Origin of the sequence: Bacillus sp. FSL R9-9410 (assembly GCF_038050385.1) — a bacterium.
Lineage (GTDB): Bacteria > Bacillota > Bacilli > Bacillales > Bacillaceae_G > Bacillus_A > Bacillus_A cereus_U.
In genome coordinates this window covers 42,483-56,347 of the sequence record NZ_JBBOTV010000002.1, presented here as the reverse complement: position 1 = coordinate 56,347, position 13,865 = coordinate 42,483, and the positions used below count along the sequence as shown (strand labels likewise).

The window sequence follows — 13,865 nt, the reverse complement described above, 5'->3', positions numbered from 1 at the left end:
ATTTGAAATTGTTGGTTGTTATGCTTTGTGATACGATAAAAAGAAGAATGCTTAGAGAGGAAGTTCATAATGGAGCAAAAGCAAGAGATTCATACTACGGTGAGCGTTAATAATGTTCAGTACGAAGTAATTAAAAACTTTCGTGACGGTTTTAGTGAAGAAGCACTTAAAGAGCGCTATGCAGAAATTTTAAATAAATATGATTATATCGTTGGAGACTGGGGTTACGAGCAACTTAGATTGCGTGGATTCTTTGATGATAGTAATCAACGTTCGACATATGATACAAAAATTAGTACTTTATCGGAGTATTTATACGAGTACTGTAACTTCGGTTGTGCACACTTTGTATTACGAAAAGTGAAGAAATGAAAAAATCCTCTTACGATTGTAAGAGGATTTTTTCATAGCAGTTATACCAATTATGAGGAGGCTGTTTACTTTTGAAATAAACAGCACCTCGGCAAATATAATTGTTTTTTTCATATAAGCTTAATGAAACGGGATTACCTGCAAAGCAATCTAGGCGTATTCCTTTGCAACCTTCCTGCCTTGCTTCGCTTTCCCAAAAAGATAATAGTACTTTACTATATCCTTTGCCTTGCGCGAGCGGATGGATGACAAAAGAGTGGACGATAAGAAAGTGTCCTTCTGTTTCTGACCAGTCAATTAGTTTGTATTCTGGAGACTCTGCTTCGTTTAAGACAACAGCGCCGACAAGTACTTGGTCTTGGAATAGACAATATAATTCGTCTTGTTCTAAATGATAGGAAATGTGTTCTCGCGTTGGATAAGAATCATCCCATTGATAAATTTGGTTCTGTAAGAGTGCTTCTTTGCATGCTGTATACATTACATCTAAGTCATTCAATAAGTCAATCGTACCTTTTTTCACCTTTAACATGGGAGTCCTCCTTACAAACAAATTGAAATGTAATCACCTTCAGAAAGCGTCTTGTTTGGTTTCATTTGTTGTCCGTTCAATTGGATATGCCCATTTTTAATTTTATCCACAATGATAGTGCGGCTCCAATCTGAAATATATGTGGATAACACTTTATCAATCCTGTGGGAACCGAAAACTATGTCTAATACGATCGTTATTTCGGCTATACCACTTTCTTTGTATTGTGTAATGGAAATGGTAGTACTTGTTTCCGTTTGTTCTTGCTGAGTCATATCGACAGTTTCGACGTGATCAGTAAATGATTTATAAATATGAAGTTTTTGATTCCACGTATGATCTTTCGGACATTTATAAATTGCAAATCGATATATGTTCTTTCCGTTTGCATTATGTCTGCGAATATTCGTGTCAGTAAATAGGGGAGTGCGTCTACAATTTTTACAATACTTTTCGATTGTATTTTGCTGATTTTCATATAAACTCCAAGAAAGTTGTACTTTTTGCATTTTCCTTCACCTCTTATATTAGTGGCAAAGGAACTTGAGACTCCCACGACTAAAGTCGCAAGCCCGAATCCTTACGGAGTCACGGGTGGGATTCTTGAATGACTAAGCGTTCGCAGTCCATTTCTGTTTTGAACAGCCTTCAAGATGAGGGCATCTCATTGCCCCTCCTAAACCAGACCATATAGGTGCTTAGGCTGATTGACTATTACCATCAATCACAGTTGCGTAGCGAATATTCATCGCTCCAACGATATCGCGATGTGTCTCAAATCCACATTGACACTTGTATTTTCTATCCCGCGCCTTGTTCTTTTCAGAACATTTGGGACAACTTTGACTTGTATAAGCTGGATTCACATATTCAACCTGAATACCAGCTAGCATTGCTTTATACGAAATAAATTGTGACAAACGATAGAATGACCAAGTGTGCAGGTTTTTTTCGTTTTTACGGCTTGTTCTTGCCGTCTGTCTTATATTCGTTAGTTGTTCTAATCGAATGACAGAAATATGATTATCCACCGCAAAATCAATGATTTCACGACTTATTTTGTGGTCTTTATCTTGCATCCATCTCTGCTCTTTATCATCTAATCGTCGAATGGCATTCAATTTTTTGTCTTTTCCTAACTTCTTACGGACACTACGAAACTTACGCTTCTTATATTTGTTGTGTCTACCATTTCCAAAGAAGCGAACCTTATCATCATCTGTGATTGCTACCGCAGGGACTTTGAGGCCTAGGTCTATCCCTAAAACTTTTGTTCCTACTCTTTCATTTGTAGGAAGTGTGACAGATATTTGGGCCATCCACTTATTCGATTTCTTTATGATACGAAGTGTACCTAACTTATGCTTTAACAAATCCAAATTGCGATTGTTTTTATCGATTAATAAAGCGCGTATCTTTAAACGAGTTGACTTTCCATGTATCATCAAAGGGACTGAAATATAATTGTAATCAAATGAATAATTTTGATTGTTCCATACGCAAACAGGCCTCTTTAGAATCGGAATAATTTTATAATTGCTTTTCTTTACTTTTGTAGCAAACAAACTTTTCGCGTCTTTAATCGCTTGATTCTTCACCGCACTTGGGATATTCGCTTCAATATCTTTTGTGCTTTTCTTCGTACTTTTCTTTGCTTCAATCATTTCTGATACAAGTGTATTTATAACTTTAATATATTCGTGGCTACTTTGTTCCAATAAACGGATTTGTTCTTTTGTTGGAATCAATTTCACTTTCACTGTTAGGGTCTGTGACATACATTTCATCCCCTTATTTTTTGATTTCCATCATCGTTCATTTGATACATTTCTAGCAATAAAAACAAAATAAGAACGTGTCCATAAACTTTGCAACTGCATACGATGAGGAGCTTCTTCTCTCAAACGATTTGATGCCACTTTTTTATTTTTAGGACTAAGTGTTGGAGTATATTTAAAAACAAATGAATGTGTTTATTATCGTAATTACTTATTTATGGAAAATTACAACAGGAATAAGCCCGAAGAAACTACATATACTTTGACGTTCCTTCTATCTATTCTTAATTATAACATAGAGGTTGGAAAATTCTGAATAATAACAATAAAAAAACACCAGCTAACATAGCTGGTGCACCAGATAAATTATATAAGTTCAAATAAAAATGAGCGTAATTCTTCTGCATTTTCTTCAGACATCGAAAATGCGTGCTCTAAGTAGCCTGGTTCGTTTAAATCGTCAGGACCGATGAGAGCAAATTTGTTGCTCTGCATATCAAGGACTATCGTTTTACCGTAATGACGATCGGAGTATAGAAGCGCTAAATCATGACGCTCATTTTCCCCCATAAAGCTAACGAAACGAGTTTTTGTAGCGACTGTATCGTCGTACAGAAAGAAACGTTCTTCCATACACATGGCTCCTTTATTAAATATCTAAGTTTAAGTGTGGTTTATGATCTAAATGATGATGCGTTTTAATGAATCGTACCGTTCTTGTTTTGTAACGCATAACGATAGAATATGTTTCAGCTAAATCTCCGCCAAGGAATTTCACGCCGTCTAATAATTCACCAGCAGATACACCTGTTGCTGAGAAGATTGCGTCATCACCAGATACTAAGTCATCTAACATAAGAAGTTGACGAGGATCTTCTAATCCCATTTCACGGCAACGAGCTTCTTCTTCTTCGTTCATTGGAACTAAGCGCGCTTGCATTTCACCTTCAAGGCATTTTAATGCTGCTGCAGAAATAACGCCTTCTGGAGCTCCGCCTACACCTACGAATAAGTCGATACCTGTTCCAGGTAAAGCTGTAGCGATTGATGCACCAACATCTCCATCACCAAATAGTTTTACGCGTGCACCTTTTGCACGAACACGGTCAATAATATCTTGATGACGTTCACGTTCTTGGATGATAACCGTTAGGTCACGAATTTTTTTATTGTTTGCTTCTGCTACAATTTCAATTGTTTTTTCAATTGGATCATCTAAGCTAATTTTACCAGCTGCTTTTGGACCAACCGCGATTTTTTCCATGTACATATCCGGAGCATGAAGAAGGTTTCCTTTATCTGCGATTGCGATAACTGCCATTGCATTTGCAAGGCCTTTCGCAACGATGTTTGTACCTTCTAGTGGGTCAACGGCGATATCTACTTCTGGACCGTTACCTGTTCCTAGTTCTTCACCAATATACAACATCGGTGCTTCATCAAGTTCTCCTTCACCGATTACAACTGTACCTGCCATGTGTACTGAATCGAACATATCACGCATAGCTGTAGTTGCTGCATCATCTGCTTCGTTTTTCTTTCCGCGGCCCATCCACTGTGCGGATGCTAAGGCTGCTGCTTCTGTTACACGGACAATTTCTAGTGCGAGTTCACGTTCCAAGGTTGCATTCCTCCAATTTCAAAAATCATACAAATATAACTATAACAAATAACGAGGAAAAGGTGAATTCGAAAAATTGTCGATTTTTTCAGAAGAAAGCGTTACAATTAAAATGTAAATGCTTTAATTTCCAGGTAGGTGACATTCATGTACTTCGTAGACAGAAAGAAAATAGAACAAATGCTAGTATGTTTAGAACGAGCAACAAATACATTTCAAGAGAAAAAGACATATGAAACCGAGTTTGAATTTTATGCATTAGAGCGCATAGCCCATCTTATTATCGATTGTATATTAGATGTAGGAAATGCGATGATTGATGGATTTATTATGCGCGATCCAGGAAGTTACGAAGATATTATTGATATTTTAATGGACGAGAGAGTTATAAGTGGAGAAGAGGGAGCGCATATTAAAGAAATTATTCTTCTTCGAAAAATGCTTACGCAAGATTATATTCACATGAATCATGATGAATTATATAAGACGATTCAAAAACATATCGCCGTGGTAGAGAAATACCCAGCGAATATTCACAGTTATTTAGAAAAGGAATTAGGGCCTGTATCTGCATTTGTACCAGAATAATTGTGCTTATAAGATCCCCGGAGATTCCTTTGGGGATCTTATATTGTATATGAGAAAAGGGAGAAGGGCGAGTTATGGGGCAAGCACGTACGACGAAAGAAGAGATTGTACAATTGTTGAAGGTAAAGGGCGAGCATACTGTAGCAGAATTAGCTGAAGCTTTAGAGATTACGGAAATGGCAATCCGAAGGCATTTAAGTAATCTTGAGAAAGATGAGCTAATTTATTCAAAGATGCTAAGGCAGCATGTTGGACGACCAACATATTTGTATGGATTAAGTCAAAAGGGAGAAGATACATTCCCGAAAGAATATAAGCAGTTTGCTATTGAAATACTAGATGATTTAGCTCGAATGGGCGATGAAAAAATACTTCGTTACGTTTTACAAGCGAGAACGAAACGAATGGAAGAGCAGTTGCAAAAGAAGATAAGTAATCAAAGTAATTTAGCGTATAAAGTACAGGAAATAGCTGCTATGCAAGAGAAAAATGGTTATATGGTTCAAGTAAAGAGAGATGGGGAACGCTCTTTCATACTTGAAAAGCAAAACTGTCCGTTAAAGGAAATAGCGGAGAAATTCCCGCAAGTGTGTGAAGATGAAAAAGATATGTACAAGCGGTTATTTACAGGTGCAAATGTGAAGACGTTAACGAACATGTGTGTGGGAGATTGTAATTGTTCGTACCAAATAAAAGAGAAAAAATGAACGTTATGGGACGCTTTAGGGTAAAGCGTTTTTTTCTTTTGAAAAAGGGGTTAATATAAGAGTGGTATGATAGATGAGAACGTTAGCATAGAAGGAGAGACAAATAGATGTATAAAGGTTATTTAATTGACTTAGACGGTACGATGTATCGCGGAGAAGAACAAATTGAAGAAGCAAGCGATTTCGTAAAAACATTAGGAGAGCGCGGTATTCCATATTTATTCGTTACAAATAACTCAACTCGTAAACCAGAACAAGTTGCAGAAAAACTTGTTCGTTTCGATATTCCAGCGAAAGCGGAGCAAGTATTCACAACGAGCATGGCTACAGCGAACTTTATTTATGAGCGCAAACAAGATGCAACTGTCTATATGATTGGTGAAGAAGGCTTACACGCTGCTCTTGTGGAAAAAGGATTTGAACTTGTGGATGAAAATCCTGATTTCGTCATTGTTGGTTTAGATCGAGATATCACATATGAAAAATTAGCAAAAGCATGTCTTGCTGTGCGTAACGGTGCAACGTTTATTTCAACAAATGGGGATATCGCAATTCCGACTGAGCGCGGGTTATTACCAGGTAACGGTTCATTAACATCAGTTGTTGCAGTATCAACAGGTGTGGACCCAATCTTTATTGGTAAACCAGAATCAATCATTATGGAACAAGCGTTAAAAGTGCTTGGCATAGGAAAAGATGAGGCTTTAATGGTTGGGGATAACTACGATACAGATATTTTAGCGGGGATAAATGCTAGTATGCATACCCTTCTTGTCCACACTGGAGTAACAACTGTGGAGAAGTTAACAGAATATGAAGTACAACCGACGCAAGTTGTGCATAACTTGACGGAGTGGATTGAGAAGATGTAATGAAATGCAGGTAACCGGAAGAGGTTGCCTGTTTTTTATTTCTAAAATAAAGACGCTAAAAATAGCCTTTCTATATCCCGCTCATACAAAGTACAAAGAAGACGAATAAAATGATAACAATACCGATACCAAAGTTAAATACGAGAGTACTATCCATATATGTAACCTCCTTGTTTGAAAGTAAAAAGCACTCTGGCTGGAGTGCTTTTTATTATCCGAATCTGTCGCAACGAACGCCGCAACATATAGAAAGGGAATAATGTGTTTAAGAGTTATATTAATTTATGCATTAATTTTGTAAATGAGCAGGTCCTGCTCGGGTATAAAAAAAAGACACTCTTTCGAGTATCTTTCATGATGACAACATGTGCCAATTGCTTGAATTTGATAAGACGTTAATTTTCCGGTTAACGGTCTTTCTTAATCAAGAAGTGTAACAACAGCGATTCAAATAAATTTTAGCATTTTTTAAATGGGTGTGCGTATGCAATCATGCATATTACAAGTAGAGGAGAATCAATCATGGAAAATGAATGAGTAAATACATATAGATTAGTAGAGTATTTGATAAGGAGCGAGATGAATGGATATACATAAGTTAACAGAGGAAGAAGCGAAAGAAATAAATACGTGGAAGTATGAAGAGCCCTATACGTTATATAGCTTTTCAGGAGATGCTGAAGTAATAGAAGAGTTGCTAGATGGGACGTATTACGGTTGTTGTAATGCGAAGGGAGAATTCATCGGCTATTTTTGTTTTGGAGAAAATGCACAAGTGCCAGGTGGAAGAGATGCTAATTTATATAGGGGAGAAGATGTAGTAGATATCGGACTTGGAATGAAGCCGGATTTAACAGGGAAAGGGATGGGGGAAATATTTTTTCAAGCGGGAATAGCATTTGCTACTGAGGAATTGAATTCGAAAATGTTTCGACTGAGTGTAGCGACATTCAATAAGAGAGCGATTAGGCTATATAAAAACATTGGATTTCAAGTAGGACCTCTTTTTTTGAGCCGTGGAAGAGAGTTCATGCTTATGGAATATGAAAGGCCGTCAGTATAAAACTGACGGCCTAGATACGTTACTCCGAATGCTCAGCACGGTGCGCTAAACGGCTTGAAGCAGCGGCAGCGATTCCGCCAACGATATCATCAAGGAATGTGTGCACCTTTCCAGTTGATTTATCATTTAAGTATTCTAAAATACCTGGCTTTAATTTATCGATATATCCAAAGTTCGTGAAACCGATAGAACCGTACACGTTAACGATTGAAAGTGCGATGACTTCATCGATTCCATATAGTCCTTCATCGCGTTTTACGATATCTTGTAACGGTTGACTTAATAGTCCTTTTTCAGCGAGGACATCAAGTTCAATGCCTGTAATAAGTGCGTTTTGTACTTCTCGTTTTGATAGTACACGCTCAACGTTATAGCGACATTCTGACATCTCTAAATTTGCATGGTATTTCTTTTGAAGAAAATGAACAAGATCAGCAATATCGTCAATTGTTACACCGCGTTCTTGTAATAGGTGTAATGCTCTTTCTTGTAGTTGATTTGAGTCTTTCATGTTTATCACCTTTTTTTCTTTTTAGTATTTGTATACGTTTCGTTGCTTTATCATGTGCATAGGAATGAAAGGCGAGCACAAGCTCATATATATAAAGAAAAACCATAGGTGGCGACTGCGATGATTCAGCATATTTATGAGCATTATCACATGAATGTTAAAGAATTAATCCCCCTTGGCCCCTATAAAAGCTTTTGGATTCGCAACAAAATTTATGTACTTGTTCCAATTGGAGAAATGGAGGAAGAAGTACTTGTAGAGATGAAAAAGCTCAGTGATTATATGAACCAGCAAGGGGATATAACTGTTGCGACTTTCGTTCCGACTATACACGGCTACCATGTAAGTGAGATAGAAGAAAAAAATTACTGCTTATTAAAAGGTATGCGTATGTTAGAGCGACATGCTACATCATTAGGAAGTGAGCTTTCTATATTCCATAAACGTGGCGCATTCTTTCCAGAAGAAGTTGAGCAATTAAGCCGCATTGGCGAATGGAAAGCATTATGGGAAAAAAGGCTCGACCAATTAGAAAGGTTTTGGCAATCGCAAGTGATGAACCATCCTTCAGACGTATTCGATCAATTGTTTATTGAATCCTTCCCATATTACTTAGGAGTTGCAGAAAATGCAATTCAATATGTTGTCGATACAGAAATGGACGATACACCACAAATAACTGACGCAGCAACAATTTGCCAAGAACGATTTACACCTCTATTATGGCATCAAACGAAGCGCTTAAAACTTCCTTTTGATTGGGTATATGATCACCCAAGTAGGGATATAGCAGAATGTATTCGCTATATGATGATAGAAAAAAAGAAAGATTGGGAGCAAACGGTAGTTCAATTCATTACAGATTATGAACGTAATTATTCGCTCTCTTCATTTGGTTGGCGCTTATTATTCGCAAGGCTTCTGTTCCCGCTTCACTACTTTGAAACGGTTGAACGATATTATCAAACAGGAAACGAAGAACAAAAAGGTATATATAGAGCTCGTTTAGAAATCATTTTACATGATGTGAAGCGCACTGAGCAATTTATGAATCATTTTTACGAGTCATTTCGTTTACCTGTTGATAAGTTAGGCATTAGGAAATTAGATTGGCTATCTTAAAAGTATAAAAAAGAGACCAATTGAGGTCTTTTTTTTATACTTTTAAGATACCTGTGTCTATCTTTATATAATAAGAAGCTATGCTCCTACTTTTTGATCTGTACATATAGTTAAAATAATGTGGTGTCTTTCAATTTTTTCATTTACCTTTTTTAATAATTCTTGTTGTATTTCTTTAAATAAAAATTGATAGCTCGTATTCCATGTCGGTATAACGGGTGAAAGACTTAATAAATATTCTTTTTTCTGTTCTAATTCTTGAATTGTTACAAAAGTACTCCCTATTTTTGGCATACGTCGTCCCCCTATGTTTTTCGCTTTATATGTGTGAACGATTCACTATATATTAATTATCGCATTTTTTGAGAAGGATTTCCAATTTTGTTTTATGATGTTAATAGTATAGGGGAGTATTTCTTGTTTGCGTACAAAAAAAGAGACCAAATTTGGTCTCTTTTCTTAGAAGTAGCTTTGAACGAGCCGCTTCCGCTTTTAGATTAAAATACTTGTTCTACTTCAATAACGCCTGGTACTTCTTCAAGTAGTGCGCGTTCGATACCAGCTTTTAGTGTGATTGTAGAACTTGGGCAGCTTCCGCATGCACCCATAAGGCGTAGTTTTACGATACCTTCTTCAATGTCTACTAATTCAACGTCTCCGCCATCGCGAAGTAAGAATGGACGTAATTTATCTAATACTTCTAATACTTGTTCTTGCATATGTGGGTTTTCCATTTTTATCGACTCCTTTCATCAGTTTTATTATAATCAAGATAGAGGGGAAAATCTATTTTTTCTCTTCTTGTTTTATTGTCGAAATATTATATCATGTTTACAACGTGTTTTTTCAGTATAGGGGTATAGAATAAATTTGTAAAATGATGTGCTTATGCAATAAGATATCTGAATATGCTGTTAGAACGAGAAGTGGGGGAGAAGAAATGGTTAATGTGCAAGTGTATGGGACGAAAGTAATTTGTGCGAGCTGCGTTGGAATGCCATCTTCAACAGAAACGTTTGAGTGGTTACAAGCGGCGATTGGTCGTAAATATGAAGGACAAGAAAATAAATTTAAGTTTGAGTATATTGATTTTCAAGAAGAACAAGAAGATGAAGATAAAAAAGTATTCGCAGAGCGAGTAGTGGAGGAAGATTTATTTTATCCAGTCGTTCTTGTAAATGGAGAAATTGTTGGAGAAGGAAATCCTCGTTTGAAGGATGTTTACGAAGAAATCGAGAAATATTTATAAATCAGGAAGCCTTTGCGAATTTGCGAAGGCTTTTTTATATGGAGGGATAGATGTGGAGAATGGAATAAAACATGCTTTACCAGAAGAAGTAAAACAGTTAATGGAGCAGTACATAGTAGAATTAAAAGAAATTTTTTCGGATGAAAAAATAGTCGGGGTATATATTTACGGATCAATCGCGCTAGGAGCATTTCATATAGAAACGAGCGATGTTGACTTTGTTACGGTAATAAGTGATTCCGTGAATGAAGCTGAAAAAAAACAAATTATAGAACTGCATAAAAAAATTAGGAAAAGTACGTTAGGTAAAAGAATGGACGGTATGTATATTCCTCTTGCTGACTTAGGGAAATACAATCATGAAATAAATGAGTACGTGTATTGTGCAGAGGGGAAAGCGGATAGTGGTTATTGGGACATTAATGCAGTCACATGGTGGACATTGAAAAACCAAGGTATTACAGTTATCGGGAGAGAAGTAGAAGACCTTCCCTTTCAAATAAAATGGGACGATGTAGTAAATACAATGAAATATAACGTAGAACATTACTGGCTTGAAAAAGCGAAGCGTCCCTATTTATTTTTCATAGAAGAATGGGTAGAATCAGCTGTCGTTACGATGGGACGCATTTTATATACGTTAGATCATAAAACAATTGTTTCAAAAGATAGAGGATTGCAATACATGTTGGAACTTTACTCTCATAAGTGGGAGCCTTTATTAAGAGAAGTAGAGCGAATGCGGCATAATCCAAAGGAAAAGCGAAAAATCTCTAGTTGGAGACGGGCTGATATGACGAAGAGGTATTTGCTTAGTGTGATTGAGGAGTGTAGGCGAAAGTGGTAGGTGAATAGTAAAAGCATCCTTTGTATGAAGGGTGCTTTTACTATTTTTAGATAATGAAAAAGTACTTTACAAGGAATGAGAAGTCGAAAGATAATATTAAAAAACATATATATACGGGGGAAGAGAATGAGTAAATATAACTTTCATATAAGTAAAGAACAACTATGGAAAGGATGCATTTTTAATTCGATTGCGAGTGCAATTAGTGTGGCGCATTATCCAGATTTCTCACCTGAAAGTTCGTGGGATGGTTTTAACTATAGTGTGCAAGATAGTCAAGGCGGACGAGGGACAATTACTTTTCATCCGAAGTACACGATCGTATGTCTTCAAGATGTAAATAGCGAGAGAATGGAAGAGTGGATTGATGCGGCAAATTATTTTGAAGGGGCACCTTCGAAAGTAGTAGACATTGCTAAAGAAGAAGCACTTCAATACGTATTAGAAGAAGTAGAAGGCGAAACAGTTCCTTTCATTACAACAGCATTTTGGATTGATGATAACGGTGCATATTCAATCGATTCATTTGAAGAGATGGAAGAACACGGTGGATTCTTATTAGAAATCCCACTACTTGATACGAAATCAGCAATTGAAAGATTGGAAGAAGAGTATGAACTGACAGAGGAACAAATAGAGCTTTTACAATTAGTGTATGAGAGAAAAATCCAAAATCCAAACGAGGAAATTATGTTGTCTAAAGAAGAGGTAGCGATGATTGGAACAAATGATAGCGAAGGGTTGGAAGTGAGTAAAGAGTCGTTTGAAGAAATGAATATTACTTGGGAGTTGTAGGGGAGGATAAAATGTTTCCGATTGGTGAGCAGCCGAATATTACGAAAGATTTAGTAAGTATAGCTGGCGATTTAGAAGAGCTAGCGATTGAGGGGAAAACAAAAAATATAGAACGACTAGCATCTTTACAAGTTAAGAAGTTATGGGTGTTCGCAGTAAATCAAAAGCAGTTTGAGCATATTCTTACGTATGTTCGTCCCGATATATTATACGTTTACGAAATGAGGGTCGAGGATTTAAGTAGTCTTCAGAAATTATCTAATTTACAACAGTTATATATATGCTGGAATACAAAAGCGAAGACGTTATGGGATATCGAGTATAATAAACAACTCAAATCTTTACTAATTGATGATTTTTCTAAGCTAGAAGATTTAAGTGCTTTAGGTAAGTGTCCACAACTCAATACCTTCTATATGGGCGGCGGGATAAATACAGCGATGAAAGTACAAACTTTAAAGCCGCTTGCTGAATTACAGCATTTGAAAAAGCTTACTCTTATGAACTTAAAGGTTAAAGATGATTCGTTAGAACCTTTAATACAATTAAAAAATTTGAGGGAGTTAAGCTTATCTAATCAATTTAAGGTGGAAGAGTATGCAAAATTATCTGTAGCATTGCCATATACGGAATGTGAGTTTTTTAAACCTTATGTATATATGAACGATGCAATAGACGGGAAAAATATAATGGTGACCGGAAGAAGAAGGCCATTCCTGAATTCGAAAACGGATACCGTAAAGATGCAAAAGTATGAAGAACAATTTAAAAAGCTACAAGAAGAATATAAAGCACTAGTAGAAAGCACAATGTGAAATTACATTGTGCTGTTTTAATTTGTAGAAAGAAAAACAGGTAAGAAGCAAAAATGCTTTTTCTTGTAATATTGGAACGACAGCTATTACGGAAGTAATGGAATGTATAGTTGTCTTTATTAAATTTTTATATGAAGCCCACGTTTGAAACCAGTCGAAAATAGTAGAAAGGTAATCCGGAATATGGATAGTTTCATGTGAAACATTATGTAATAACTGGTTCTGTTTCATATGTATAGGGTCTATTCTCGTTCGTAGAATGTAATCAAATATTGAAATGTTTTCTTTTACTTGTAATTGGTCCGTAATAAGTTGCGGGAGACCGATTGGATGAACATCTATATTTATATAGAAGTCATCTCCAAACTGGCTTTTTTGTATATTGATAAGCTTATAAAATCCGTTTTCAGCTTTGAAAAATGAGTGTCTTTTTTTCTTAAAACCGAGTGGTTTTAAAGTAGCGTGTAATTTTGTAATGAAATCTTGCTTCTTTTGAGAGAGAGGTTTACTCTTCATCATAATCGTACGTAGTTAAGTTTTGTAAGAAACTTTCAAAGTTAGGTGCTAATTCAATAATTTCCTCAAACTCATTATCGATAAATATAACTGGAGGATTTTCAACAACATTTCGATAGTCTAATGCAATCCACGTATGTCCGTCCCCAGATAAAAGTACGATATTCTCAGGCATGTCCCATTCCTGAATTAAATAATGGCTATCTAAAATACTAGATTTATTTTCATCTAAAGAAATGCCATATAAACCGGAAACATTAACGTGATCGTCTGCCCAAGAATTTGGCTCTGAAGTAGGGTGAGCATCTAATTGAAGAGTTCCTCCATTTTGTTCTTTTAGAAGATTTATGTACGATTCTGGGAGCTTTACGTTCAGTACTTCTTCTGCTTTTTTTATTAGTTCGTCGTTAATAGGTGCTAATTTTAAATAGTCATCGTCTGCCCAAAGTGTAGTCTTCATATTTGGTCACCTCAAAT

The 13,865-nt window shown here is 36.2% G+C and carries 19 protein-coding genes and 2 pseudogenes; 10 read left to right on the top strand and 11 right to left on the bottom strand.

From position 1 onward, the window contains the following. Positions 1 to 69: 69 nt before the first annotated feature. On the top strand, positions 70 to 372 hold the full coding sequence (locus MKX77_RS24265; protein ID WP_002015914.1) for a YutD family protein: 303 nt from the start codon (positions 70 to 72) through the stop codon (positions 370 to 372). A gap of 10 nt (positions 373 to 382) precedes the next feature. Here MKX77_RS24265 and MKX77_RS24260 read toward each other — a convergent pair whose 3' ends face one another. The 6 genes and pseudogenes from MKX77_RS24260 to glpX all read right to left on the bottom strand — a co-directional run bounded on the left by MKX77_RS24260 (position 383) and on the right by glpX (position 4,303). Next, positions 383 to 904, bottom strand: a complete 522-nt coding sequence (locus tag MKX77_RS24260) for a GNAT family N-acetyltransferase (RefSeq protein WP_341308027.1) — start codon at positions 902 to 904, stop codon at positions 383 to 385. Between the two features lie 11 nt (positions 905 to 915). Then, the gene (locus tag MKX77_RS24255; RefSeq protein ID WP_341308026.1) at positions 916 to 1,413 is read right to left on the bottom strand and encodes a cytoplasmic protein; all 498 of its coding nucleotides are present in this window, start codon (positions 1,411 to 1,413) and stop codon (positions 916 to 918) included. A 189-nt stretch (positions 1,414 to 1,602) separates the two neighbouring features. Next, positions 1,603 to 2,682, bottom strand: a complete 1,080-nt coding sequence (locus MKX77_RS24250; protein ID WP_078173457.1) for an RNA-guided endonuclease InsQ/TnpB family protein — start codon at positions 2,680 to 2,682, stop codon at positions 1,603 to 1,605. 30 nt (positions 2,683 to 2,712) lie between these two features. Further along, positions 2,713 to 2,885: pseudogene (locus MKX77_RS24245) on the bottom strand (transposase); the annotation flags it as partial. Positions 2,886 to 3,048: 163 nt separating this feature from the next. Continuing rightward, a complete protein-coding gene (locus MKX77_RS24240; RefSeq protein ID WP_215554621.1) occupies positions 3,049 to 3,315 on the bottom strand; it encodes a DUF3055 domain-containing protein in 267 nt (88 codons plus the stop codon). Between the two features lie 16 nt (positions 3,316 to 3,331). After that, entirely contained in the window at positions 3,332 to 4,303 is a 972-nt protein-coding gene (gene glpX, locus MKX77_RS24235) for a class II fructose-bisphosphatase (protein ID WP_215554620.1), read from the bottom strand. A 147-nt stretch (positions 4,304 to 4,450) separates the two neighbouring features. On the opposite strand from glpX, the gene MKX77_RS24230 reads away from it, so the two are divergent. The 4 genes from MKX77_RS24230 to MKX77_RS24215 all read left to right on the top strand — a co-directional run bounded on the left by MKX77_RS24230 (position 4,451) and on the right by MKX77_RS24215 (position 7,533). Continuing rightward, complete coding sequence (locus MKX77_RS24230) at positions 4,451 to 4,891, top strand: DUF86 domain-containing protein (RefSeq protein WP_341308025.1); 441 nt, start codon at positions 4,451 to 4,453, stop codon at positions 4,889 to 4,891. A gap of 74 nt (positions 4,892 to 4,965) precedes the next feature. Next, positions 4,966 to 5,598, top strand: a complete 633-nt coding sequence (locus MKX77_RS24225; RefSeq protein WP_341308024.1) for a helix-turn-helix transcriptional regulator — start codon at positions 4,966 to 4,968, stop codon at positions 5,596 to 5,598. Between the two features lie 107 nt (positions 5,599 to 5,705). Beyond that, entirely contained in the window at positions 5,706 to 6,470 is a 765-nt protein-coding gene (locus MKX77_RS24220; protein ID WP_341308023.1) for a TIGR01457 family HAD-type hydrolase, read from the top strand. A 583-nt stretch (positions 6,471 to 7,053) separates the two neighbouring features. Further along, positions 7,054 to 7,533, top strand: coding sequence for a GNAT family N-acetyltransferase (locus MKX77_RS24215; RefSeq protein ID WP_341308022.1), 480 nt, complete (start codon positions 7,054 to 7,056; stop codon positions 7,531 to 7,533). 19 nt (positions 7,534 to 7,552) lie between these two features. Here MKX77_RS24215 and MKX77_RS24210 read toward each other — a convergent pair whose 3' ends face one another. Next, the gene (locus MKX77_RS24210) at positions 7,553 to 8,044 is read right to left on the bottom strand and encodes a phosphatidylglycerophosphatase A family protein (RefSeq protein WP_341308021.1); all 492 of its coding nucleotides are present in this window, start codon (positions 8,042 to 8,044) and stop codon (positions 7,553 to 7,555) included. Between the two features lie 120 nt (positions 8,045 to 8,164). Here MKX77_RS24210 and yutH point away from each other — a divergent pair, with 120 nt between their 5' ends. Continuing rightward, the gene (yutH, locus tag MKX77_RS24205) at positions 8,165 to 9,166 is read left to right on the top strand and encodes a spore coat putative kinase YutH (RefSeq protein WP_341308020.1); all 1,002 of its coding nucleotides are present in this window, start codon (positions 8,165 to 8,167) and stop codon (positions 9,164 to 9,166) included. A 78-nt stretch (positions 9,167 to 9,244) separates the two neighbouring features. Here the strand turns inward: yutH and MKX77_RS24200 are convergent, their stop codons facing one another. Both MKX77_RS24200 and MKX77_RS24195 read right to left on the bottom strand, forming a co-directional pair. Then, positions 9,245 to 9,460, bottom strand: coding sequence for a hypothetical protein (locus tag MKX77_RS24200; protein ID WP_002068096.1), 216 nt, complete (start codon positions 9,458 to 9,460; stop codon positions 9,245 to 9,247). A gap of 203 nt (positions 9,461 to 9,663) precedes the next feature. Further along, a complete protein-coding gene (locus MKX77_RS24195) occupies positions 9,664 to 9,900 on the bottom strand; it encodes a NifU family protein (protein WP_000431159.1) in 237 nt (78 codons plus the stop codon). A gap of 206 nt (positions 9,901 to 10,106) precedes the next feature. On the opposite strand from MKX77_RS24195, the gene MKX77_RS24190 reads away from it, so the two are divergent. From MKX77_RS24190 to MKX77_RS24175, 4 genes are all read left to right on the top strand, one after another. Continuing rightward, positions 10,107 to 10,415, top strand: a complete 309-nt coding sequence (locus MKX77_RS24190) for a YuzD family protein (protein WP_002068102.1) — start codon at positions 10,107 to 10,109, stop codon at positions 10,413 to 10,415. Positions 10,416 to 10,467: 52 nt separating this feature from the next. Next, positions 10,468 to 11,262 carry a nucleotidyltransferase domain-containing protein gene (locus tag MKX77_RS24185; protein WP_341308019.1) on the top strand — a complete coding sequence of 265 codons (795 nt, stop codon included), beginning with the start codon at positions 10,468 to 10,470 and terminating at the stop codon, positions 11,260 to 11,262. A gap of 126 nt (positions 11,263 to 11,388) precedes the next feature. After that, complete coding sequence (locus MKX77_RS24180) at positions 11,389 to 12,057, top strand: hypothetical protein (protein ID WP_341308018.1); 669 nt, start codon at positions 11,389 to 11,391, stop codon at positions 12,055 to 12,057. Between the two features lie 11 nt (positions 12,058 to 12,068). After that, positions 12,069 to 12,872, top strand: coding sequence for a leucine-rich repeat domain-containing protein (locus MKX77_RS24175; protein WP_341308017.1), 804 nt, complete (start codon positions 12,069 to 12,071; stop codon positions 12,870 to 12,872). Here MKX77_RS24175 and MKX77_RS24170 read toward each other — a convergent pair. Then, positions 12,867 to 13,391: pseudogene (locus MKX77_RS24170) on the bottom strand (DUF4304 domain-containing protein); the annotation flags it as partial. The gene MKX77_RS24175 and the pseudogene MKX77_RS24170 sit on opposite strands and share 6 nt — an antisense overlap. After that, positions 13,378 to 13,848, bottom strand: a complete 471-nt coding sequence (locus MKX77_RS24165; RefSeq protein WP_341308016.1) for an SMI1/KNR4 family protein — start codon at positions 13,846 to 13,848, stop codon at positions 13,378 to 13,380. The pseudogene MKX77_RS24170 and the gene MKX77_RS24165, both read right to left, overlap by 14 nt. Positions 13,849 to 13,865: the final 17 nt, after the last annotated feature.